General features: G+C 30.5%; 21 protein-coding genes. 11 read left to right on the top strand and 10 right to left on the bottom strand.

Translation table 11 applies throughout. The features are described 5' to 3' along the window. Nucleotide 1 precedes the first annotated feature (1 nt). On the top strand, nucleotides 2-1,039 hold the full coding sequence (locus tag ACZ49Z_RS19550; RefSeq protein WP_464305973.1) for an RluA family pseudouridine synthase: 1,038 nt from the start codon (nucleotides 2-4) through the stop codon (nucleotides 1,037-1,039). A gap of 53 nt (nucleotides 1,040-1,092) precedes the next feature. Here ACZ49Z_RS19550 and ACZ49Z_RS19545 read toward each other — a convergent pair whose 3' ends face one another. The 3 genes from ACZ49Z_RS19545 to ACZ49Z_RS19535 are packed head-to-tail and all read right to left on the bottom strand — an operon-like array spanning nucleotide 1,093 to nucleotide 2,883. Next, a complete protein-coding gene (locus ACZ49Z_RS19545; protein WP_464305972.1) occupies nucleotides 1,093-1,662 on the bottom strand; it encodes a hypothetical protein in 570 nt (189 codons plus the stop codon). A gap of 2 nt (nucleotides 1,663-1,664) precedes the next feature. Next, nucleotides 1,665-2,402 carry a protein phosphatase 2C domain-containing protein gene (locus tag ACZ49Z_RS19540; RefSeq protein ID WP_464305971.1) on the bottom strand — a complete coding sequence of 246 codons (738 nt, stop codon included), beginning with the start codon at nucleotides 2,400-2,402 and terminating at the stop codon, nucleotides 1,665-1,667. A gap of 1 nt (nucleotide 2,403) precedes the next feature. Continuing rightward, nucleotides 2,404-2,883: a c-type cytochrome gene (locus tag ACZ49Z_RS19535; protein ID WP_464305970.1), complete on the bottom strand. Its 480-nt coding sequence runs from the start codon at nucleotides 2,881-2,883 to the stop codon at nucleotides 2,404-2,406. Between the two features lie 229 nt (nucleotides 2,884-3,112). On the opposite strand from ACZ49Z_RS19535, the gene ACZ49Z_RS19530 reads away from it, so the two are divergent. Continuing rightward, nucleotides 3,113-4,420 (top strand): glycoside hydrolase family 99 protein, encoded by a 1,308-nt coding sequence (locus tag ACZ49Z_RS19530; protein ID WP_464305969.1) that lies wholly within the window; start codon nucleotides 3,113-3,115, stop codon nucleotides 4,418-4,420. 204 nt (nucleotides 4,421-4,624) lie between these two features. Here ACZ49Z_RS19530 and hutI read toward each other — a convergent pair whose 3' ends face one another. Beyond that, entirely contained in the window at nucleotides 4,625-5,860 is a 1,236-nt protein-coding gene (hutI, locus tag ACZ49Z_RS19525) for an imidazolonepropionase (protein ID WP_464305968.1), read from the bottom strand. Nucleotides 5,861-5,931: 71 nt separating this feature from the next. On the opposite strand from hutI, the gene corA reads away from it, so the two are divergent. Together corA and ACZ49Z_RS19515 are read left to right on the top strand one after the other, a co-directional pair. Further along, nucleotides 5,932-7,002 (top strand): magnesium/cobalt transporter CorA, encoded by a 1,071-nt coding sequence (corA, locus tag ACZ49Z_RS19520; protein ID WP_464305967.1) that lies wholly within the window; start codon nucleotides 5,932-5,934, stop codon nucleotides 7,000-7,002. Nucleotides 7,003-7,084: 82 nt separating this feature from the next. Beyond that, a complete protein-coding gene (locus tag ACZ49Z_RS19515) occupies nucleotides 7,085-7,252 on the top strand; it encodes a hypothetical protein (protein WP_236456506.1) in 168 nt (55 codons plus the stop codon). Nucleotides 7,253-7,302: 50 nt separating this feature from the next. Here the strand turns inward: ACZ49Z_RS19515 and ACZ49Z_RS19510 are convergent, their stop codons facing one another. Together ACZ49Z_RS19510 and ACZ49Z_RS19505 are read right to left on the bottom strand one after the other, a co-directional pair. Further along, nucleotides 7,303-9,771 carry a TonB-dependent receptor gene (locus ACZ49Z_RS19510; protein WP_464305966.1) on the bottom strand — a complete coding sequence of 823 codons (2,469 nt, stop codon included), beginning with the start codon at nucleotides 9,769-9,771 and terminating at the stop codon, nucleotides 7,303-7,305. Nucleotides 9,772-9,850: 79 nt separating this feature from the next. Further along, on the bottom strand, nucleotides 9,851-10,192 hold the full coding sequence (locus ACZ49Z_RS19505) for an ArsC/Spx/MgsR family protein (protein ID WP_464305965.1): 342 nt from the start codon (nucleotides 10,190-10,192) through the stop codon (nucleotides 9,851-9,853). Between the two features lie 91 nt (nucleotides 10,193-10,283). Between ACZ49Z_RS19505 and ACZ49Z_RS19500 the strand changes: the two genes are divergently transcribed. The 3 genes from ACZ49Z_RS19500 (at nucleotide 10,284) to ACZ49Z_RS19490 (ending at nucleotide 13,995) form a co-directional block, all read left to right on the top strand. Next, complete coding sequence (locus ACZ49Z_RS19500) at nucleotides 10,284-11,195, top strand: lysostaphin resistance A-like protein (RefSeq protein WP_464305964.1); 912 nt, start codon at nucleotides 10,284-10,286, stop codon at nucleotides 11,193-11,195. Between the two features lie 3 nt (nucleotides 11,196-11,198). Then, nucleotides 11,199-12,257, top strand: coding sequence for an AMP-binding protein (locus tag ACZ49Z_RS19495; RefSeq protein ID WP_464305963.1), 1,059 nt, complete (start codon nucleotides 11,199-11,201; stop codon nucleotides 12,255-12,257). 67 nt (nucleotides 12,258-12,324) lie between these two features. Continuing rightward, nucleotides 12,325-13,995, top strand: coding sequence for an IS1182 family transposase (locus ACZ49Z_RS19490; RefSeq protein ID WP_464305574.1), 1,671 nt, complete (start codon nucleotides 12,325-12,327; stop codon nucleotides 13,993-13,995). 61 nt (nucleotides 13,996-14,056) lie between these two features. Here the strand turns inward: ACZ49Z_RS19490 and ACZ49Z_RS19485 are convergent, their stop codons facing one another. Both ACZ49Z_RS19485 and ACZ49Z_RS19480 read right to left on the bottom strand, forming a co-directional pair. Beyond that, a complete protein-coding gene (locus ACZ49Z_RS19485; protein WP_464305962.1) occupies nucleotides 14,057-15,676 on the bottom strand; it encodes a M1 family metallopeptidase in 1,620 nt (539 codons plus the stop codon). A gap of 41 nt (nucleotides 15,677-15,717) precedes the next feature. After that, complete coding sequence (locus ACZ49Z_RS19480; RefSeq protein WP_464305961.1) at nucleotides 15,718-17,385, bottom strand: RluA family pseudouridine synthase; 1,668 nt, start codon at nucleotides 17,383-17,385, stop codon at nucleotides 15,718-15,720. Nucleotides 17,386-17,615: 230 nt separating this feature from the next. Between ACZ49Z_RS19480 and ACZ49Z_RS19475 the strand changes: the two genes are divergently transcribed. Further along, nucleotides 17,616-18,818, top strand: a complete 1,203-nt coding sequence (locus ACZ49Z_RS19475; protein WP_464305960.1) for a YncE family protein — start codon at nucleotides 17,616-17,618, stop codon at nucleotides 18,816-18,818. 147 nt (nucleotides 18,819-18,965) lie between these two features. Here ACZ49Z_RS19475 and ACZ49Z_RS19470 read toward each other — a convergent pair whose 3' ends face one another. Both ACZ49Z_RS19470 and ACZ49Z_RS19465 read right to left on the bottom strand, forming a co-directional pair. Beyond that, a complete protein-coding gene (locus ACZ49Z_RS19470) occupies nucleotides 18,966-20,594 on the bottom strand; it encodes a S41 family peptidase (protein WP_464305959.1) in 1,629 nt (542 codons plus the stop codon). Between the two features lie 84 nt (nucleotides 20,595-20,678). Beyond that, nucleotides 20,679-21,965: an alpha/beta fold hydrolase gene (locus ACZ49Z_RS19465; RefSeq protein ID WP_464305958.1), complete on the bottom strand. Its 1,287-nt coding sequence runs from the start codon at nucleotides 21,963-21,965 to the stop codon at nucleotides 20,679-20,681. A 366-nt stretch (nucleotides 21,966-22,331) separates the two neighbouring features. Here ACZ49Z_RS19465 and ACZ49Z_RS19460 point away from each other — a divergent pair, with 366 nt between their 5' ends. The 3 genes from ACZ49Z_RS19460 (at nucleotide 22,332) to ACZ49Z_RS19450 (ending at nucleotide 24,089) form a co-directional block, all read left to right on the top strand. Further along, complete coding sequence (locus ACZ49Z_RS19460; RefSeq protein WP_464305957.1) at nucleotides 22,332-22,982, top strand: hypothetical protein; 651 nt, start codon at nucleotides 22,332-22,334, stop codon at nucleotides 22,980-22,982. Nucleotides 22,983-23,064: 82 nt separating this feature from the next. Next, nucleotides 23,065-23,346 carry a hypothetical protein gene (locus ACZ49Z_RS19455; protein WP_464305956.1) on the top strand — a complete coding sequence of 94 codons (282 nt, stop codon included), beginning with the start codon at nucleotides 23,065-23,067 and terminating at the stop codon, nucleotides 23,344-23,346. 197 nt (nucleotides 23,347-23,543) lie between these two features. Continuing rightward, nucleotides 23,544-24,089, top strand: coding sequence for a TPM domain-containing protein (locus ACZ49Z_RS19450; RefSeq protein WP_464305955.1), 546 nt, complete (start codon nucleotides 23,544-23,546; stop codon nucleotides 24,087-24,089). Nucleotides 24,090-24,168 lie beyond the last annotated feature (79 nt).

Below are 24,168 nucleotides of genomic sequence, written 5' to 3'. Positions count from 1 at the left end.
AATGATAAAAGAAAACGTAGTTGATGATTTAGATGATGATTTGTATGAACATCATCGTTTTGAGGTTTCAAAAGGACAGCAACCTTTGCGTGTGGATAAGTTTTTAATGAATTTGATTGAGAATGCTACACGTAGTAAAATACAAAAAGCAGCCGACACGGGAGCCATTTTTGTGAATGACATTCCTGTAAAATCAAATTATAAGGTAAAACCTTTAGATGTTGTTAGACTAATGTTAGAACATCCGCCTTATGAACATTTATTAAAGGGAGAAAATATTCCTCTGGATATTGTTTTTGAAGACGACCAACTTATTGTAGTTAACAAACCAGCAGGAATGGTAGTGCATCCTGGACATGGAAATTATTCAGGAACATTAGTTAATGCTCTAGCTTTTCATTTTGAAAACCTACCTATGAATAGTTCAGAAAGACCTGGTTTGGTTCACCGTATTGATAAAGACACTTCTGGGCTTTTGGTTGTGGCTAAAACAGAATTGGCTATGGATTATTTAACCAAACAATTTGCAGCAAAAACTTCTGAAAGAGAATATATTGCTATTGTTTGGGGCGATATTAAAGAAGATGAAGGAACAATTGAAGGAAATATTGATCGCCATCCTGTGAATCGCATGCAGATGTCGGTTTATCCAGAAGGAGATAAAGGAAAACATGCTGTTACTCACTTTAAAGTATTGGAAAGATTTGGCTATGTAACGGTCATTTCTTGTCGCTTAGAAACAGGAAGAACACACCAAATTCGTGTGCATTTAAAATATATTGGACACACGCTTTTTAATGATGAGCGCTATGGTGGTAATTTAATTTTGAAAGGAACAACGTTCACCAAATACAAACAGTTTGTAGATAATTGTTTCAAAGTATTACCAAGACAAGCCCTACATGCAAAAACATTAGGTTTTGAACATCCAATAACAAAAGAGTTTATGCGTTTTAGTACAGAAATTCCAAATGATATGCAAGAATGTATAGAAAAATGGAGGGTTTATTCAAAAGCACAAACATTTACCGAAGATTAAAAAAAATAGAAAGCCTTTACTTTAAATGAGTAGAGGTTTTTTTAATTGGTTAATTATGATAGTAACCAATTTTTAAGTTTAGTTTCAATTTCAGCTTTTTGAATTAAATAATTTCTACTGTCAATTTCTTGTTTTTGTTTTGCAACTCTAATTTTAGAAAGTTGGTTTTCTAAAAGATAAAAACTCATTTGTGTAATTAGCATATAATTGCTTTTGTAATAATCTGAGATTAAATTCAAACTTCTTTGTAACTTTCCTTCCAACAATAATTGGTTTGCTTGGGAAATAGTTGTTAATTCAATTTTTGAATGCTGCCAATTGTCTATGTTCTTTATATATTCGTCTAATTTGTTTTTAAAATTTCCATAATTAGGCATTTGTTTTTGTAAAAATAGAACCGCTTTGATATGTATTTCAAAGTTTTCTTCTTTAGAATTTTCTTTTATATAATTTCTAATATTTTGACCCTTAGTAAAACCAACACCATATCCCACAAGCCATTCTCCCTTTCGTTTAGTGTAATCTAGTTTTCGAGTATGTTCCCATAGCATAAAATCGGTGAGTAATCCGATTTTAAATCCGTAAATTTCCCCTTGAATTAATGGTATATAGTAGCCTCCCATTGTTATTTTATTATTCTTATCATCGCTAAATCATCAGTTGGCTTTTTACCTATTTGATTTTCGATGAATTTTAGTTTTAATGTTAGCATTTCATTGTTTTCATGCTGTGTTTTGTTTTTCGATAAGTAGTCAATACAATTAAAATCTTCAGCTGTTTTATTTTTTGAAAAAGATTCAAAAGTATAAATACCATCTGTTGCAATAGTTATATCCAATATAGAATCAATAAAGATAATTTGTTTTTGAGAAGCATAAAAAGATTCGAAATCTTCCATACAATGAAAACCTAGATAATCTGGCTTGTTGTCTTGTTCAAAATTAGTAATTATGCCATTAATGTTAACAAAACCGTCTCCAATTGCTAAAAGAATACCTTTGTTAGTGTTTCGATCTATTAAAAGAAGTAATAAAGTTGTTAATAGTTCTTTTGTGTCTAGTAATAATAAATTTTTAATGTTTTTTAATTCTTGCATTATTGCAAATAGAATACTTTTTAATTCTGCTTCAATAGTTAGCGTTTCATCAGTTTTTATGACAAAATCTTTATAGCCTTTTTCAATACAAATCTTCTTTATTATTTTAGAAATTAAGGTAGAAGAAAAATGGCTTTCCATAGCTGTTGTACAACCGTCCATAATTGCAAAAATCATTTTATTGTTCCCATATTTTCCATAATAAAAACTGTCTTCACAATAATTTTCGTGATATGCTCCTCTTTGTAATGCGCTATATATATTCATTTTATTCTAAGTAGTCAAGTAAAAAAGTAAATTCTTCTTCTGAAAAAGAAAAAGTATGATTGAATTTATAATTTGACTTTTTATTTAAACTTATTGCCAATGTATCTTGCATTAGAAGTAATGAATCTTCCTTTGTTACAAAACGGAATAAAAAAAATGAATTTAATTGTGTGTTTTGGTCTTTTATTCCTCTTAATGCAGGTCCAGTCATCTGTTTTTCTAAATGATGACAAGCAGCACAGTTTGAATTGAATAACTCTTCGCCTTTTCTTGCATTATTAGTTAAAGTGGTTATGCCACAAATTAATTGAGGCTCTTTTGTTCCACAAGTAGTATTGAATTTTTTCTTTATACCTAAAAAAGAAAGCAGAATAACAAAACATAGAAAGAAACTAGATAAAAGGATAATCATTTTAATTTTTGACCATTGTTGCATATTTTTTGATTTTGAAGGAGTGTTATAAATGTGAAAATTATTCATTTTATCCTAATAATCAATAATCTAAAATGAATATTGTGAATAATAAAGACTAAATATGTAGTTTTTTTCTTTATTAGGTGTTAAAAAAACAGCCAGATTGTTTGTTAAAATTACGCTTTGTCGATATTTTTATACATTTCGTCTTTGTTGATTGGCATGTTATCTAAACTTAAATTAATTGATAATTCTTTAAGCGTAAATTTACATATAACTAAAAAGATTAGAAATTATGGGGAAATTTATTAAAATTACGAGCCTGTTTTTTCTTTTTTTTATCATAATAAGTTGTTCTGAGGATTCAATTATTGATAGAAACGATGAATTAACAAATGATGATCTTGAAAGTATTTATCAAGAAGAACTTTACAGGAAAAATTATCCATCTCCGGTTGTGGTTATGAAGAATAATCCTAAAAAAGTATATGTGCACTATATGCCTTGGTTTTATAGTTTAGAACAGGATGGTTTTTGGGGACAACATTGGACAATGACAAATAAGAACCCTAACAATGTTGATTCACAAGGGAAAAGAGACATTGCATCTCATTATTATCCGTTAATAGGACCTTATTCATCTAATGATAATGATTTACAAGAATATCATTTACTTTTGATGAAATTATCTGGAATTGATGGTGTTATTTTTGACTGGTATGGAAGCAGAAATATTCATGATTTTAATATGCTGAAAACAAGTACAGAATCTTTTATTAATGAAGTTGAAGATGTTGGTTTAAAATTTGCGATAATGTATGAAGATAAGACGGCAGAATTTCTCTCCAAACAAAATGTAGGAAGTGAAAATATTGCTGCTGCGGTTACTGATTTGCAGTATATTGAAAATACTTATTTTACCAGTCCTAATTATTTGAAGAATAATAACAATAGTGAACTTTTATTTCTTTTCGGACCTAATTATATTACGGAACCATTGGATTGGTCAACAATCATGTCGCAAATGAATTCGACACCAACATTAATGACACTTTGGAAAGCCAGCCCCAGAGTGGGACAATATGCAGGAGGAGAATTTAGTTGGATAGATTCTAATCATATGAGCACCTTATCAAATTATTATCAGTATACTGCACAAAATAATATTCAAACGGTTGGTGGTGTCTATTCAGGTTTTAATGATTATTATTATGAAGGCGGTTGGAGAACAGACCCCAACCTAGATTGGGAAATTCCGCATAATGGGACACAAGTACTCGATGAGACGTTACAATTAGCAAATAATTCTCCAGTTGATTTTATACAGTTAATCACGTGGAATGATTTTGGAGAAGGTACAATGATTGAACCTACTTTAGAATTTGGTTATGCCTTTTTAGAAAAAATACAGGCATACACAGGGGTTCCTTATACAATTTCAGATTTAGAATTACCTTATGAGTTGTATTTGTTGAGAAAAAAATATAAAAATGACAATAGATTACAAGTCATTTTAAATAGAGTTTATTCTTTTATTTTTACACTAGAACTTTATCATGCAAAAAAATTATTAGATACAATTAAAAAATCATATCCTATTTAAAATATTTCAACCATAAATTGAAATGGCCTACTAAAAGAAGTTAAACAACAAAAAAAAGTATGATGTAGTTATTTTTTATTTTTATAGTGGTTAATAGCAATAAATAATTTTTTCACTCAGTACGTATAGTTGTTTAATTAGAAAAAGTATATTGAAAACGGGTTCAATATACTTTTTTGTTTCTATTACTGTTGAATATATGTTTTATATAAACACACCATTAATCATTACTTTTTCAATTAAATTATTTCCAAATTCATAAGGGATTTGATAATAAGAAGTTAATGGTTTAGTCATAATTATGTTGGCTTTTTTCCCTTTAGAAATTGAACCATGTGTTTCACTGATGCCCATAGCATAAGCTCCGTTTATTGTTGCAGCATTAATAGCTTCTTCTGGTGTCATTTTCATTTTTATACAAGCAGTAGCCACCACAAAATTCATGTTTCCTGAAGGTGTTGTACCTGGATTAAAATCCGTTGCTAGTGCAATTGGTAAACCAGCTTGCATCATTTTTCGTGCAGGAGTATATGGAATACTAATAAAATAGGAACAGCTGGGTAAAGCAACAGGCATGGTATTGCTGTTTTTTAAAACTTCAATGTCTTCATCGGTCACAATTTCTAAATGATCTACAGATAGAGCTCCAGCTTCAACACATGCTTTAATGCCATCAATTGCTGTAAATTGATTAACGTGTATTTTTGGAATTAAGTCATGTTTTTTACCAGCATTCATTATTTTAGTAGTTTCTTCTACAGAAAAATAGCCAGTCTCTAAAAAAGCATCAATATAGTCAGCAAGGTTTTCTGCTGCAATTTTTGGCAGCATTTCGTTAATAATAAGATCAATATACCCTGCATGGTTTTCTTTGTAGGCTATTGGGAAGGCATGTGCTCCAAGAAAAGTAGCTTTTATTGGAAGACTGTAGTTTTCTTTTAAACGCTTAATAACACGAAGCATTTTCAATTCTCCTTCGACTGTTAAACCATAGCCCGATTTAATTTCTACGGCTCCTGTTCCTTGATGCATTACTTCTTCTAATCGCAATTTCGATTGCTCATAAATGTCTTCTTCGGAAGTTTCATTTAAATTCTTTGCCGAATTTAGAATTCCACCACCACGATTGGCAATTTCTTCATAGGAAAGACCGTTAATTCTATCTACAAATTCTTGAATTCTATTCCCAGCATAAACAATATGGGTGTGACTATCAACCCATGTTGGAAGAATTACTTTTCCATTTGCATCTATTGTTTCAATATTTTCTAATTGTGGACATTCTGCCATAGGACCAAAATCTGCAATAGTGTCATTTTCGATAAGTAAAAAGGCATTGTCAATTTTTGGTAAATTGCCCATTTCAGTTCCTGAAACTTTATCAATTGGAGATGTTCGTACTTGTAAAAGCTCTTTAATGTTTATGAAAAGTTTTTGCATGAAGTTTTTTTTTTACAAAAATAAAGACCAAATTTTAAAAACTACTATCTTTATCCTTAAAACTATAGCTTTTGAGAAAATTAAGATATAAGAAAGGTAGAAAAGCTGTTTTACAGCCTTTAGAATATACAGGGTTCTATAAGGACAAAGAAACCGAGATGCAACTTTTTGTGTATAATGAAAAAGAAGTAGGAGAGTACCAAGCAATCACGGTAAAAGACTTTAACGAGACTAAGAGTGAAACATTAAACAATTGGTTAAATATTCATGGTTTAAATAATATTGAAGTTATTAAGTCATTAGCAGATAGTTTAACCTTGAATAATTTAATTGTTTCGGATATTTTAAATATTGCTAGAGGAACTCGTTTGGACGAATTGGACGATTCTCTTTTTTTTAGTATTAAATCTATACTCCCAAACGACAATGAGAATACTATTTTAATTGAACAGATTAGTTTTTTACTTCAAGATAATTTGATTGTTTCTTTTCAGGAAAAGAGAGGAGATTTTTTTACGCATATTCGAGAAAGATTAAGAGAAAATACAGGCATTGTTAGAAAGAAAAAAGTGGATTATTTATTGTATTTACTTTTGGATGCTGTTATTGAGAATTTTTATATTACTATAGAAAACAAAGAAAACAAAATTGAAGCACTACTATTGGCTTCTAAAACAGCTGATAATCCTTCTATTATGGAAGAAATTGAACGTTTGCGCGAGATATTTCATTTATTGAAACGCTCAATAACTCCATTAAGAGATGCTTTATTTACCATTAAAACGATTAAAGACGATGATGAGTTTAACGGAATTGAAGCTTCTAATTATATTTTTTTCGGACGATTACATCAAAAGACATTAGAGCTTTTGGAACAGATTGAGTATGATATGTCAACATTGGATAGTGCGAGTAATTTTTTCTATACAGCCCAAAACCATCGAATGAATGAAGTTATGAAAACGTTGACAGTAATTTCATCTGTGTTTTTACCATTAACATTTATTGCGGGTATCTATGGTATGAATTTTAAAAATATGCCAGAATTGAATTATAAATACGGTTACTACACAATAATAGGGCTAATGTTTATTATTGTACTACTAATGTTGGTTTATTTTAAAAAGAAAAAGTGGTTTTAATTAGATAAAATAATATTTTTCATTTGTTAGTCATAAATAGTTAAACTATCTTTGGCAAGAATTCACTAAAATTCCGGAAAATATGTTTGAATTTGATCAGTATTTAGGCTTTTTACTTTTCTTAACTATTTTAACTATAGGTTTTTGGTTAATGATTTTCCTAGCTTCATTCGTGCCTTATTGGTTAGGTGGTGCTATTGTTGAATTAATCAAAGAGAAAAAGGCAAAAAAGCAAGCAGAACAAGAATAATATTCTATGCTTCAAAATAAAAAAGGACTGTATTTACAGTCCTTTTTTTATTATCCAACAAAATCATCTCCACCGCCACCGTCTTCTCTACGGTTGTTTTCTCTTTCGTTTTTCTTCTTATTGAATCTATAGGTAAAAGAAAGGTTAATCTGTCTTTGTCTCCATTGAAATTCAGAATAACTTGTAATAGTTTGCAGGTTTGTTTCCCAACGTCTTTTTCTTGTGTTAAACAAATCGCTAACATTAAGAGCAATTGTTCCTTTGTCTTTTAAAACATCTTTGCTAAAAGCAAGATTAACACTTGTCATGTCATACCTTCTTCCTTGCGCATTGTTTTCAGGAGCATTGTAGGTTGCATTTACTTGCCAGTCAATTTTATAGGGTAAAGTTACTTTAGAAGATATTCTAGTAAACCAACTTGTTGCAGTATTATCAAAGTTTTGTACTATTTCTGTGTTTACAGAATTTATATAGCGGTAATCTCCTTGTGTTTCATTTCTGAAAAGATTAAAATTTGAGTTTAATTTCCACCATTTAAACGGAGAGTAATTAATATTAAATTCAAAACCAGCTCTAATTTCTGTTGCTAGATTAATAGGAGTAGATTCTATAACAGGAACACCATCTGCAATTAACCCAGATTCTCTTCTAATAAATTGAAAAGATCCGTCTGTAATATTAACATAGGCAGAAGTATTGAAAGTAACTTTGTTCCATCTTTTTAAATAACCTAAATCAATTGAATTAGTGTAGGCAGGATCTAAATCTGGATTTCCTCTAAAAATGTTAATTCTACTTGAGTAAGTTGAAAACGGATTCAAGAAACGACCTCTAGGTCTGTTAATTCTTTTGCTATAACTTAAACTCAAACTACTTGTTTCAGAAAATTCATAATTTACAGTAGCAGTAGGGAAGAAGTTGTTGTAGTTTTTGGTGTTATAATCGTTTGCAGAAATAGAATTTACTTCAATATTACTATCTTCAAAACGTAGTCCTAAGAAATAAGAAAATTTATTAATTTTAGAACCAAATTGCATGTAAAAAGCATTAATATTTTCTTTATATTCTAGTAAATTAGAATAAATATCATTTCTAATCCAATTTCCACCAGTATCTAAAGCGCTAATTTCAAAGTCGGTTAGATTCTTTTGAAAACTACCTCTATATCCAGCTTCAAATCGAGCGTCTTTCCCCAAAGGCAATACATAATCTGCTTGAAAAAGATTTCTGTTTTGATTTTGTGGGTTTAGTGTTCTTTCTGTAAAAAAACTTGTTGGATCGTCTAGAATTTGGTCATAAATAATCGAATTGTCATTTTCTCTATTTTCAGAAAAAGACATGTCAATTGTTAGTTTATGATCTTCTTTTTTAAAGTTTTTTGTAAAATTTGTTGCATATTCAAAAGTAAATTCTTTACTCCTTTGATCATTCAAACGATTTCTTGTAAAAGTAGCATTTCTGTTATTATCAAAATTATAAAAGAAAACATTATCTGGGTTTTCACCTCTGCTATTTTGAATAGTTAATGAGTTGGTCCAGCTTGTTGTTTTATCGATGAATAATTCTACTCCAAAGTTGGCGTTATATCCTTTGTTTAAACGTTCGTTGTTTCTTCTTTCATCAATATAATTATTAACAGCACCAGTATTATCAAAATAGGTAGCGTTTGTTAGCGAATTGCCTAAAGAAGTTCTGTAATTATATCCTGTATTCGAGAATAGATTAAAATGTTCCCCTCTATAGTTTAAACTTGCAGTTCCTCCATAGCTTTCAGGGTCTCCAATAGTTGCCGCAAAAGAGCCATTTAAACCTTGTGCTTTTCCTTTTTTAAGGATGATATTGATAATACCACCACTTCCTTCAGCATCATAACGAGCCGATGGATTGGTTACAACTTCTACTTTCTCAACAGCATCTGCGGGCAATAATTTTAAAGCTTCGGCAATATTAATTCCTGCCAAGCCAGAAGGCTTCCCATCTATTAATATTCTCACATTTTCATTACCTCTTAGTGCAACATTTCCTTCTGGATCTACGGTTACAGAAGGAACATTGTCTAGAACATCGCTAACAGTTCCTCCTTTTACGATCATGTCTTTTCCAACATTATAAACTCTCTTGTCGAGTTTAATTTCTACAGTAGAGCGTTCTGCTACAACTTCAACTGCCTTTAGTTGAGCAATATCTGCTTCCAGATAGATTGTGCCAAAATCGGTATTTGTATTGTAGGTCTTATTTTTAAATTCTACTGTTTTAAAAGAAATAAATTCAAAACGAACATTATAGGTTCCAGATTGAACTTCGAAGCTGAAATCGCCATTTAAGTCGGTTACTGCACCGCTTAATTTTTCGGGGTTTTTAACGTCCTGAAAAACAACTGTAGCATACTCTAACGGAAGTGTTGTTCCTTTTTCAAAAATTTTCCCAGTAATTTTGATTCTTTTTGCATCTGGTTTTTGTTGCCCAAAAGCTAACGCAGATACTAAAAAGAAAAGAATTAGGTTGTAGTTTTTTAGCATGATTTTTTTATTTTTTTTACTAAGACCGCAAATTTATGCTTAGGTTTAGCCTACAAATGCCAATTCTTTGTTAAAATAATTATAGAATTTTGTTAATCATTTCTAAAGGGCGTGCTATAACTGCTTTATTTCCATTCACAATAATAGGTCTTTCTATTAGTTTTGGGTGTAGTAATAGTGCTTCAATAATTTCCGCATTAGTAAGTGTTTTTCCTTTATATTCTTCAATCCAAATTTTTTCTTTTACTCTCACGAGTGCAATTGGTTCAATGCCTAATTTCTGAATCACATCTTCTAATTCTTCTCTTGTAAAAAGTTCATCCATATACTTTCTGAGTGTATAAGCTTGGTCTAACTTTTCTATTTCGCATAATCCATCTCTGGATTTTGAACATCTAGGATTGTGGTATATTGTTATCATAGTTTTAAAAAAAATTATGTTGCAAAGAAAATGATATTATTCTTTGTAACAAAACACTTAATTTTATAACCTATTAATTAAAACAGAACAGATGTATTTAGAACAAGTTAAAAAATTTACTGCCAACCCTATTTTGTATTTTGTGTTTCCACTTGGTTTCATTGCTTTAATGGTAATGAATTATGTTGCAAGTGAAGGTGTAGATACCAATGAACTTATTCAGCAAATTATAGAAACCTTTGGTGTTAATCTAGCTTTTGTAATGCTAATTGGTCCACTCTCTATTGGGTTATTGTGTCTTTGGTTTTGGGTAAAATTTATTCAAGGACAAACAATAAGAAGTTTAACCACTTCAAGAGCAAAGGTTGACTGGAAGCGTATTTTCTTTTCATTCTTTCTTTGGGGGGCAATTACTACAGTAATGACAGTATTAGCCTATTATGCTGCTCCTGAAGATTTTGTTTGGAATTTTAAACCTCAAAAATTTCTAACTTTCTTAGTAATAGCCATTGTTTTAATCCCGATGCAAACTAGTTTCGAAGAATATCTTTTTAGAGGGAACATGATGCAAGGACTAGGTTTGGTTACTAAGAGTCGATTAATTCCATTATTAGTAACCTCTGTTTTATTTGGGTTAATGCATATTGCTAATCCAGAAGTAGGAAAGGTGGGTTATGTTATAATGGTCTATTATATTGGTACAGGTTTGTTTTTAGGAATTTTAACCCTAATGGATGAAGGTTTAGAGCTGGCTCTTGGCTTTCATGCAGCTAATAATTTGGTAGGAGCAATTTTAGTTACAGCAGATTGGACCGCTTTTCAAACGCATTCTATTTTTAAAGATATTTCAGATCCTTCTACTGGATATGAAATTGTTCTTCCTGTATTGATTATTTTTCCTTTGTTGTTGTTTCTATTTTCTAAAGTATATAAATGGAAAAATTGGAAAGAAAAATTAACAGGGAAATTAGAGATTAGCACTTCTAATGAAAATTATAATTAGAGAATGTCGCAAGAAATAACACATAGAAAAGTTCACAATCGATTTAAGTTAAATGGCTATCATTACAGTTATGATGATATGCGAACAATTGCTTATGAATTTATTAAAGAAGGCAATGAAGATGAAATTTATATTGGAGAATTTTTGTTAGATTGGTTAGATGATAATTCCTATGTTGAAGTGCAAACTTCCGGAACAACAGGAACTCCAAAGCTAATTCGATTGGAAAAACAAGCCATGATTCAATCGGCATTAGCAACAGGAGATTTTTTCAATTTGCAACCAGGAAACACTGCATTATTATGTTTGTCTGCAAAATATATTGCTGGTAAAATGATGATTGTGCGTGCTATAATTCTAGGTTTAGAACTTGATATTGTTGTCACAGATGGAAAACCTTTAATAGAAAAAGAGTATGATTTTGTTGCAATGGTGCCTTTACAAATAGAAAACTCGATTGATAAATTGGTTCTCATAAAAAAAGTAATAATAGGAGGAGCTGCTGTTCCAAAAAGATTAGCTGAAAAAATAAAAAAAACAACTGTTGCTGCTTTTGAGACCTATGGAATGACTGAAACAATAACACATATAGCTGTTCGTAAAATTGGAGAAGATAATTTTAAAACATTGCCAAATGTGGTTGTGAAAAAAGACGACAGAGGTTGTTTAGTAATTAATGCTATCAAGATTTTAAAAGATGAAATAGTAACCAATGATAGTGTTGAAATTATTTCAGAATCAGAATTTAAATGGTTAGGCCGTTTGGATAATGTGATTAATAGTGGTGGAGTGAAATTGTTTCCTGAGCAAATTGAAACAAAATTACAAACAACGCTAACAGAACGTTTTTTTGTTTCTGGAATAGATGATGAAAAACTTGGAAAAAAATTGATATTAGTTATAGAATCTACGGAGAAAGAAATTTCAAGTTCATTATTCGATGTTTTAGATAAATATGAAAAACCAAAAGAAATAGTTTTTGTGCCACAATTTATAACGACAGCAACAGGGAAAATTAACCGATTAGAAACGTTAGAAAAAATGAGGCTGTCCAAAAAGTAAGGACAGCCTTTTTTTGTTGTATTTTATCTCTAAAATTAGTATCTTAGAGTTGACACAAAAATACACAATGGCTAAGATAGTTTTTAAAAATCAAACAGGCAATTCTCCAGAGTTATTTCCTATCAATATTTTCGATAGAATACCGCAAAACCATCCAGTTCACTTAGTGGAACAAGTTGTTAATCAGTTAGATATAAGTGAAATTTTAAAACACTATAAAGGTGGAGGTACTTCTGCTTATCATCCAAGAATGATGGTTAAAGTATTGTTTTATAGTTATTTATCTAATGTATATTCTTGCAGAAAAATTGCAAAAGCACTTCAGGAAAACATTCATTTTATGTATATTTCGGGTAATTCAACTCCCGATTTTAGAACGATAAACGATTTTAGGGGTAAAGTTCTAAAAAATCACATTCAAACTCTTTTTGCAGAAGTGGTAAAAATGTTGGTTGAAATGAAATATGTAAGCCTAGATGTTCAGTATATTGATGGTACAAAGATAGAATCTAAAGCTAATAAATATACTTTTGTATGGAGAGGCTCCGTTGAGAAATATAAAGAAAAACTAGAAATTAAAATTAGTCATATTTTATCGACTATTGAAAACAGTATTCAATCTGATAATCAAGAACTAAATATAGAAGAATTACCAAAGTCGATTGATTCAGAAAGTTTAAAAGAAAAGCTTTCGATTCTTAATAAAAAACTCAAAGAACCTACCAAAAAACAGGCAAGAGAATTGCAAAAACTTCAAGAGGAACATCTTCCAAAGCTTGAAAAATATGAAAAAGACTTGGTTACAATGGGAAACAGGAACTCCTATAGTAAAACAGATCCCGAAGCTACCTTTATGAGAATGAAAGAAGATCATATGAAAAACGGTCAATTAAAACCTGCTTACAATCCGCAAATATCTACTGAAAACCAATTTATTACACATGTTTCTATTCATCAAACAACAAATGACACTACAACCTTAAGTTCTCATCTTGAAGGTTTTGAAAAAGCCTATCAAAAACAGAGCAAAGAAATCGTTGCAGATGCAGGTTATGGAAGTGAAGAAAACTATGAAATGCTGGAAGAAAAACAAGCTGATGCTTATGTGAAATATAACTATTTTCATCAAGAACAAAAAAGAAAGATAAAAAACAATCCTTTTCTTGTTCAAAATTTATTTTACAACAAAGAACACGATTTTTATGTTTGTCCAATGGGTCAAATCATGCAAAAAACAGGAGTAGGAAAACGTGAAACCAGTACTGGATATGAATCACAAATTACATATTATCAAGCCAAAAGATGCCAAGGATGTCCTTTACGAAGTCAATGCCATCAATCAAAAGGTAATAGAATTTTATCAGTCAATCATCGATTAAATGAATTAAAAGAAAAAGCAAGAAAGCTACTAATGAGTGAAAAAGGACTAGAACATCGAAGTAAACGTCCAATAGAGGTAGAAGCGGTTTTTGGTCAACTTAAAAGCAATAATAAATTCAATCGATTCACAATGAAGGGATTAGAAAAAGTAACATTAGAGTTTTTACTAATGGCCCTTGGACACAACTTTAGAAAAATGAATGCATTCAAGGCAGACTTGCTAAAATTTGTTTTCAAAACCAAAATTCACACTTATCTAGCCTATTTTAAAACTAAAATTTGCCTTGTTAAAGTAACTCAAAGTTATTTTGCTATTATTTTTTCTTCAAAACAAAATAGCTTAAAAATAGCTACATAAAAAAAAGCTGTCCTTTTCGGACAGCCCCGTTTTGTTTCAGTATGTTCAAAAAACAACAGTATTATTCATTCACTCTAATAAAAAAGTGATTGGTTAATACTTTTATATCATTAAAATTTGAAATTACTTCACCAGCCTTTTGCCACTCGTTAGTTGCATTTAACCTCATTTTTCTATCTCCAATTAAAAGATCAACTGGCATTTCGAAATTAGCCACATCGGTAACCCAACGGTATTGAAAACGTTTTTTATAGGCTTTAATTTCTAATTTTGGAATTGTAGTATAATTTAAATATTGATCAAATATAGGGGTTAAATCACGTCCTGTTTCTGTATTAAAAAAGTCAACTACAGTTTTAGTATCGATAATTTTTTTACGATACGTCTCAGAATATTTCAAAATAATAGCCCACCATTTCGTGTCATTGTCAACCACATGGCGAAGCGTGTTTAAAAGCAACGCACCTTTATAATACATGTCACTACTACCTTCATTGTTCACACCATATTGTCCAATAACTGGTCGGTCATTTTGCACATTTCGAGATTGTCCATTAATATAATTCATGGCAGCATCATATCCTTTGGTGCATTCTAGAAAGACAGTTTCACTATAGGTTGTGAATGCCTCATGAATCCACATGTCGGCAATGTCTTTACTCGTTACGCTGTTCCCAAACCATTCGTGCCCTGTTTCATGAATAATAATAAAGTCGAAGCTCATTCCTTCTCCTGTGCCCGACAAATCATTTCCTAAATACCCTTTTCTATATTTATTACCGTAGGCAACAGCACTTTGATGTTCCATTCCTAAATAAGGCGTTTCTACTAATTTGTAACCATCTTCCCAGAAAGGGTAGCGACCAAATTTGGTTTGAAAACAATCCATCATTGGTTTCACATCCGCTTTAAAATGTTGTTTCGCTTTCGCTTCATTTTCTCTTAAAACATAATAATCTAAATCAAGATTGTCTAATTTATCCTGAATATGAACATAATCGGCAATATTCACAGTAATAGTATAGTTGTTTATAGGGTTAATTACTTCCCAATCCCAACGTGTATAACCATTTTCAATAGCTTCAGAACCTTTAAAACGACCGTTCGATACATTCATTAAGCCATTTGGCACCGCTACTTTTATTGAAGCACCATTGTCTGGCTCATCTGTTTGAGAGTCTTTCACAGGATACCATAAACTAGCACCTGTTCCTTGCACTGCTACAGCAATAAAATGCTTATCGTTGCTATCCTTTTTAAATACAAAACCACCATCCCAAGGAGCATTTTTAGCTACTTTCGGTTTTCCCGAATAATAAAAACGCACTTTATCATTGGTGTCTTTTGCTAATTCCTTTGGGAAACTTACAAAAACTGCGTCATATTCTCTTTTGTAGGTTAATTTTTGATTGTTCCAAATAATAGAATCAACATGCATATTATCAAACAAATCCAATTGAATTTTTGTTGTAGGTTCAACTACTTTAAATGTAATTTCGTTATAACCAACGATGCTTCTTTCTTCTGGATTAATCTTAATGTTTAAGTCATAGCGTTGCACATCAAAGCAGTTGCGTTCAAAACGCAATCCACCATGTAGGGAATCTCTACGGGTAAAACTTTGCGCAGTTAGATTTTGGATTCCAGTAGCAAGCAACCCTATGATTAGTAGTTTTTTCATTTTTATATGAATATTTTTTTATCAGTTAAATAATGTAATATCTAAAACTCAGCAGCTTCAAAAATAGTTATATTTTCTTTTACAATAGGGTGAAAAAAAGTAATTTCTTCAGCATGAAGGTGTAATCTGTCCGATTTTGTACCATACAAATCATCACCCACAATGGGACAATTTAGTCCTAATGAATGAGAAGCATGCACACGCAACTGATGTGTTCTACCCGAAATAGGGAAGAAGTGAATGCGTGTTTTTCCGTCTTTTCTTTCCATTACTCTATATTCCGTTCGGGCTTGTTTACCATGTTCATAGCACACTAATTGGTTCGGTCTGTTGTCTAAATCTACCCGCAAAGGCAAATCGATAACACCTTCATCATTAGAAACAATACCGTCTAAAATTGCAACATAGCGTTTTTTAATCGTACGTTTTATAAACTGTAATTGTAATTCTTTATAAATGGCTTCCGATTTTGCAATTAATAGCAAACCAGACGTTGACATGTCCAAACGATGCACGATTAAAGGACCAGTTGCAGTTGGATATAAATCTTTTACCCTTTTAGCAACCGAATCGATTATATTTTTTCCTGGTACTGATAAGAATTCTGGTGGTTTATTAATAACAGCTAAATAATCGTCTTCAAAAATGACAGTAATGTCTTTTCCAACGGCTGGATTTTCTAAAAAAGGATTGTCTTCTAACACAATACCCTCTAACATGTGTGCTAAAATTGGTTCACATTTGCTGCGGCAAGCAGGATAGAAATTTTTATGTTTTCTCACTTCCGATTTTGGTGATTGTCCCCACCAAAATTCTGCCATTGCTATTGGTTTTAAATCATTTTCAAAAGCATAGTGTAATAGCTTTGGAGCGGCACATTCTCCTGCTCCAGCGGGTGGATTATTATCGAAAATTTGACCCACACTTTTCAGCTTTTTTGCTACATTTAAAAAGGAATAGCTGTCAAAAAGTTGTTGTTGCAATTCACTAGATTTTAGTTTTCTTTCTTTTTTTAGTGCTGCAATTTGATTGGTAAAAGTAGCTATTTCCTTTTTAGCAGCTTCAATTTGATAATTCCAGTATTTTGTCATTTTTTTTAACAAAATACTTTCCTTTTTGCTTTCTTCAGAAAGATCCAATTCTAATTGTTCCAACGCATCTGCTGTTAAACTATTTGAAAGCGCTTTTCTTTTTTCATCACGAAAAGCTTTCAACGTTTTTATGCGTTCTTTTTGTTGCAGAATGTCATTGGTTGCTTTTTCTTGAGTTGTTCTTTCTTTTTCTAAAGCAAGCTTATAGTCGGGAGCATTTTGTAGTTGTTCAATTTTACGATTAATGGCATTAAGAATTGTTTCTTCTTTCCTGAAAAAACCATCATGTTGCAACATGTCGAAAACAGGAGGCACAAAATAATTGTGGTGATTACTTTCTGCTAATTTGCCAGAATAGCCCCATAAATAGCCTAGCTGACCTTCTTGATTTTGGCAGACTAAAACACCAAACATTTTTCCAATTACTAAACCTTCCTGATTAGGCAACAGTCCGAAATTATGAGTAAAATCAGTTTGTTCTTCAAGATAGCATTGCAAATCTTTTGCCGCTAGAACGCTTAGTGCATGGGGTTTGTAATAAAATGGAAAGGTGAATTTTTCAGGTAAAGCTATACTTGAAATATCGGTTTTGAAAGGTTGAAAAAAATCGTGTAACATGCAGCAAATATAGGCTATTTTACCGATTTAAAAAGTATGTATTTGGAAATGAAAAGTGAAATTTGTTTCTAATAAACAGTAATGTAAATTTTAAAAAAAACAGGAAACATTTCTTCTATTTAATGCACTTAAAACTTTTTTTTAAATAAAGATTAAAAACAAAAAAAAACGCAACACTGTTGCGTTTTAGAGAATGATTGGTATATTTGCGAAAATTAAAATAATAAAAAATGAAAAAATTAATTGTAGCACTAAGTTTAATTAGTGTTTTATTTAGTTGTTCTAAAGAAGATCAAAGTGCAACACAAGACGCAACCGAAAAAGAGTTTTCAAATGTTAGGCTATTAGTGACCGATGAAGAAAGTCCAACCATTAACTACATTAATCCAAGTAATAATGAAGTGAATACCTATGAAACAGCGTTTGCAAAGTCCTATGTTTATGCCAACAACAACGGGAGATTTGGTGTCATTATAAACAATACCAATCATTCATTAAAAGTATTAGATTGTGGAATTGAATCTCATGGGGATCATGCTCATATTGAAGGCAACGTAAGAATGTTAAACGTTGGAGGTACATTTAATAAGCCGATTCATTTTTATGCTAATGCAGGAGATATTGCTGTTTTTAATGATGGAACAGGAAAAGTAAGTTATACTAGTGAAGAGGAGCTTTCTGGGAATAGTATAGCGGTGTTTAATGAAATAAACAACCCAGATGCCACACCACACCATGGAGCTATGGTAATTTTCAATAATGGTAATTATGGTATCACTATAGACGATAATAACATTGCAAATGCTAGTCCGTCTTTGCCAGAAAGGGTGAAAATTTATGATAAAAACGGAAGCTTATTACACGATAGCACTGTTGCAACAAGAGGAATTCATGGGGAAGCGAGTGATGGCTATGTATCTTTATTTGGTTCTTATAGCGGTATTTTAAAAGTTATTGCAAATGGAGAGCAAACTATAATTCCCTATCCAAACAATTTTGCTGCTACAGATATCCTAGGAGCTATATATTTTCTTTATACAGCCAACAAATTTTATGGAAGATCAAGTGCTAAAGGAATATTTGAAATAAATCCTAATACAGGTGCTATTAATTCTGTTCTTGAGACGAATCAATTAACAGATTTAGCAAGTGATCAGAATGGAACAATATTGGTTGCACTCACTAATGATGGGAAATTAAGAGTTTATGAAGCTTCCAACAATACTATTAAAATAGAGAAAAATGTACTTCCAGAATGGATAGCAGGAAATCCAAAACCGACTATTAAAACGACAAAAAAGTTTATTTATGCTACTATGCCAACAACTGGAGAAGTATGGCAAATTAGTACAACCAATTTAAGTATAGTTAAAAAGATTAAAGTTGGAGATAAGCCATTTAAAATAGCGATATTGGGAGGAGAATCTAATTAATAATGAAATGCAGGGATGTTTATTGACAACCCTGCTTTGGTTTTTAAATAGGATTATTTTCCACTTCAAATTTGTTTTGCCTAGTTTTTAATAAATCAAAAAAAACAAACCCAGTAATAAGCTCAAATATGTAAACACCAATATTTCCTATTCGGTTATTTCTGCTGCGGTTTTGGCTTTAATAGTTTCTAAAATATAATTCATTTCTGGATCATTATCTTTCATTCTATCATCAATAGTGGGTGAAATGGCAATATCGGGATAGATTCCATGACCAATAACTGCTGTTTTTTCAATTGCGTTGATATACATCAAACCTAAACGTACTTTTACTTTTGAGTTGGGTAGCGTAATTTTAGGCATAAAACCAGCCACAGTACCATTATAATCGCCTCCTGTTTCTTCTCCCACAAAAAAAGCTCTTTTATTAGCTTTTAGTTTTGTAGCTAAAATACTTGAAGCAGAGAAACTTCCGCCGTTAATTAAGACATATATATTGCCTGTAAATTTATTTTCCTTGGCTTTTTTCTCTTTTGATGAGGTAATGTAATAATTCCCATCGTCCTTTTTATTGGTTCTAAAAAAAATATAACCATAAACAATTGGAGAAACTAACGCTTTTACGGTGAAAAGTAAGGGTTTAGAGCCTTTAAAATAATCCATTTGGAACATACTGGTTTTTCCTGCCACTTGTGACGGACTAGAAAAAGTATAGGTAGAATCTGGAGCTAAATAGCTATAAAGGTCTTCAATCTCATTTAAACGACCTCCAAAATTATAGCGTAAATCGATAATTAGGTTTTGTGTTCCTGTTTGTTTTAATGTTTCAAAAGATTCTTTATAGAAAGCATAATGATTGCCAACTGTGAAACTCTTAATTTTCATAATAGCTGTGCAACTGTCTTTTGCTGTAAACGACAAATTACGATGGTATTTTTTAGTAAGCTTATTATAGCCTAATTTACTCAAACGTTTATTTACTTTTGAAATGCTGTCTTTCTGAATTTTTGTAAGTTTCTCTTTCGTGGTTTTTACAGGTTGTTTGATGCTGTCTTGCGCTTTCCTTTTCACCCAATAAGAACTTTCATTATTGAATTCGAAGGCAATGCTGTCTTGATATTGGTATTTAAAACTATAGAACGTACCGAAACGTTGCCCGATAAATTTATCTTTAAATGTGGTGTTATACCCATCGGAGGTAATCCAATTCTTGAATTCTGCAAGAAGCGGTTGCACGGGTTCATTATTAATTTGTGTTACTTCGTCACCCACTTTAATATCTTTTAAATCGGATTCATTATGGACTACATACAACTTGTTGTCAAAAATTTCAAATTCAAACTGACTAAATGGACCAACTTGTTTTTTGAGTAGTTTGGCTTCTTTTTTGGTGAAACGCTTCATGTTAGGATAGGTAAACGTGTGTCCTTGACCAATACTGGCTATCACTGGGCTTAGTTTTGTAAAAAAAACATAACTCGTTAATGGCTTTGTTATGGTAGTTTTCAAACTATCAAATTTAGCATCTAAGGCTGGTTTACTTATATATTGATAGAGTTGTGGTTGCAGTTTTTGTAATTTTCTATAGGCATAATCAACATCCTTATGCAGTTGTTTCACACTTATTTCTTTGTCTATACTAGCATTGTGTTTTTTTACAGAGGTGCATTGCACTAAAAACAGTGATAGAAAAAACATCATAAAACCTTTGCTACAGGTTTTAAATAATTTTTCACAATGCAGTTGGTTGCTGTGGGTGTGTAAACGTTGAGTCATAGTTTTCGATTTTACTTCAATAGACGAGTTCGATTATTAAATAGTTGTATGTTGTGTTACAACTTTAATGCCATTTATTTTTATTTACTCTTTTAAAAAACGCAATACAATTTGATTAAATAATTCTGGATTTTTACTTGGTAGATAATGCGTAGCGTTTGGAACAATCGCCAATTGTGCATTGGGAATATTTTCAAAAATTTTCACGGTATGTTCTGTTTTTATTTCATCACGATCTCCAGCCATAATGAGACATTTACTTGTTATCACATTTAAATCTTTATAATCAAGATTTGGATACTTATAATCTAAGTATATGAAATCGATATTTTTGTCGTATTGATGCTTGTCATTTAATTTTTCAAGTTGTTTAATGTAATCCATTAATTCTTCTTTATCAATCATACCGTCTGGAAATATATTCCCAGCCATAGAAACCATTTTATCTACTTTTTCTGGATGTTTAATAGCCATTAATATACCTAAAATGCCACCGTCGCTCCAACCCACAATATGTGTTTTCTCTATGTTTATTTTCTCTAAAAATTGTTTCAAATCTTCAATTTCTACATCAAAAGTAAGTTCCACATCGTCTTGATAGCCAGAGTTTCCTCTACCGCGACAATCTACTAGAATCACTTTATAATGTTTTGCATATTCTTCTACTTGTTTGTTAAAAGCATTGATTGATTGACCATTTCCATGCAATAGTAATAGCGGCTCTCCTTCTCCATAAGTTTCATAATACAATTGTACTCCATTGGCTTCTACAAATTTTCCATGAGATGAACTTCCTAAAATATCAGTCCCTTTAATATGCAAACAAGATTTTCCTTTAAATGGTTTTTCTGTAGTATGCGTATAGGTGAAGTTTTCGGGTTCAATTTGAGTACCATCATCTACTATAGTATTCCATTGTTTTAAATTAATTCCTTCTTCAAAACCAGGGTTTTCAAGTTTTATAGTTTCCCATTTCCCTTTATCGTTTTTTATTTGAAGTTTAAAATCATCAAAATAAAAATCACCTTTGTTTCTACAGATAATACTTACAATAAAATTTTTAGCTTTAGGATCAATAACACCTTTAACTTCATAGGTTTTCCAATCGGTATTTCTAACATTATCATAGTATAAACTCGTATAGTTTATATAATTTTTATCTTCATCTTTTTCTATGAAGCCCATATCTAATTTAGAGTTGGGCAAAAAGTTTTCTATACGAACAGCTGCGGATAATTTAAATTCTTTATTTGCATAATGCTCGCTATATAGATCTAGACTATAATAGAATATTTCCGATTTTTCGGTTATTTTTTTTTGCGAAAAAGTAAGATTAAAAATAAAAAGTAGTAGTAATACAATTTTTTTCATGGTTGTCATTTTTTGTTTCTAGAACCCAAAAGTAAGTTTTTTTTAAATACTCTATAGATATTAATCAGACGCGAAATAATAAAAAAAGACGATTGACTTAACTGCTTTGTGTTAAGAGATTAAGTTCTTTCTGTTATCGTTATTTTTCGTGCCTAATATTCACAAATACAAAAATTTTCTTAATCTATGGTTTTTCAAATTGATCAGTTAAACCATTATGTTATCTTTAAAAAAGCAAACAAATTTCCTTTGTTACGTATTTCTACGTAGAAAAAACAGTTAAAATTACGTATAAATACGTATTGTGTGTTTGGAAGGAATGGTTTAGGTTTGTGTTCACAGAATATACTAACACAAAAAAATAAAATGAAAAAAATTTTTCTATATAGCTTTTTAGCTATTTCAGTTTTGTCTTGTAAAAAAGAAAAGACAACAGTAAATTCTCAAATAGTGATGGAAGCTGAAAAAGATAGTTTAAAAGAAACAGAAATAACTATTGCAAAGGTTTCGGAAAATTTAAAAAACAATCATTTTTCTAAAGAGCTATCTAATTATACAGATGAAGTTATTAATAAAATTGCAGAAAACATGATTTTTAAAGCAGATTTGTTTGATGAAGGCGAAAAAAATCATCTGAAGGAAATTACTAGTTTTGAAAATAATATAATTTCATTCTATTGGGAAACTTGTGAGACAGGTGGCTGTGTCCATTATCAAAAAATACAAATTAAAAATAATAATGTCATTGATTTAGGAAATGGTTTTGACAAACTTACAGAATCTGAAACTTTACGTTTGGAAAACATAATTAAATTAAAAAATAAAAATTTCTCTCACATTTCTGGCAGAAGTGAAACCGATATCAAATTGAAAGAAAATGGTAATTATTTAATGATTATTAGCGGTTTAGAAGAAGGTGAAGGTGAAGCAACTGGTGGAAGCTTAGAAATTACTTATGAAACAAACGATTTAAAAACGTTTGTAACTAATTCTGTAAAGGTTTTAAAAAGAGTGTAACGTTAGAGAATTTGAAATTTAGTACTAATTAAAAATTATATTTTTTACAAATTGAGTATAGTCATTAGAATATCTTTTTTGTATGTATAAAAAACTAATTTTAAAAATAGTAAGTCCAATAATTGGATTTGCGATTGTCGGATGTATTTATCTTAATTCGGAATCTTTTATTGAAAATCAAGATTGGAAATATGCAGAAGGAACTCATATTGGAGATTGGTTAACAAAAAACGCTTTTAAAGTGAGCGATAGAATAATTGAAACCAATCAAGGAAAAGCAAAAATAATTTTCTGTTACGGTAAAAAACTAATAATTGAAAATTTAGCAACTAAAGAAAAAGGATTTTATATAAACAAAAGCTAATCAAATTACTAAGTGTAGCAATGTTTTCTTTACTTACAATCAAAGAAAATAAGATGTTTAGGAAACAGTTGAATTTTTCCAAAGCAGAATAATAGAAAAAACCTATTTGTAAGTTATAAAAAGATGGAGTAGGTTTGTTGAGAGAATTAATATAAAAGATAGTTGTCACTCTGAGAAATTAATTGTAACCAATACGAATGAAACTAATATTTAAAATAATTTTCATTGCTTTTTTGACTATTCAGAGTTGTAAAACAGTGAAAATTGAAAAAACAGAGCCAAATACTAATTCACCAGAAATTGAATTTTTGAAATTTGATTTAGGTGAGAATGATTTACCCAAATTAAAAAGAGAAGTAAACGATTTTGACCATATTTTTACTGTTGAGCAACTGGAAAAATTGACTTTAATGATTAGAGAATTTGAGAAAAAGACAACGAATAAAATAGTTATTGTTTCTATAAGCTCAATTGGAAAATATACTGATTTTGATAAGTTTTCGGTTGATTTATCTAATTATAACGCTATTGGATTAAAAGAAAAAAATAATGGACTTTCTATTGTTTTTAGCAAGAACTTAAGAAAAATAAGAATTTCAACAGGAATTGGAACTGAAAAAATTCTGACGGATGAAATTTGTAAAAATATAATTGACCAAATCATTATTCCTGAATTTAAAAATGGAGATTATTACATCGGAATTGAAAAAGGTATAACAGAATTAATGGCAAAATGGGAGTAAAGTACTATTTACAATAAAGAATTGAAAGAGTTTATGTTCCAATGCAGAAAAATGAAAAAAAGTATAATTTTATAGATTC

This window comes from Flavobacterium sp. KY-23415 (assembly GCF_055384985.1).
Note: the sequence above shows the minus strand (reverse complement) of the source record. Positions and strands in the feature narration are given on the sequence as shown.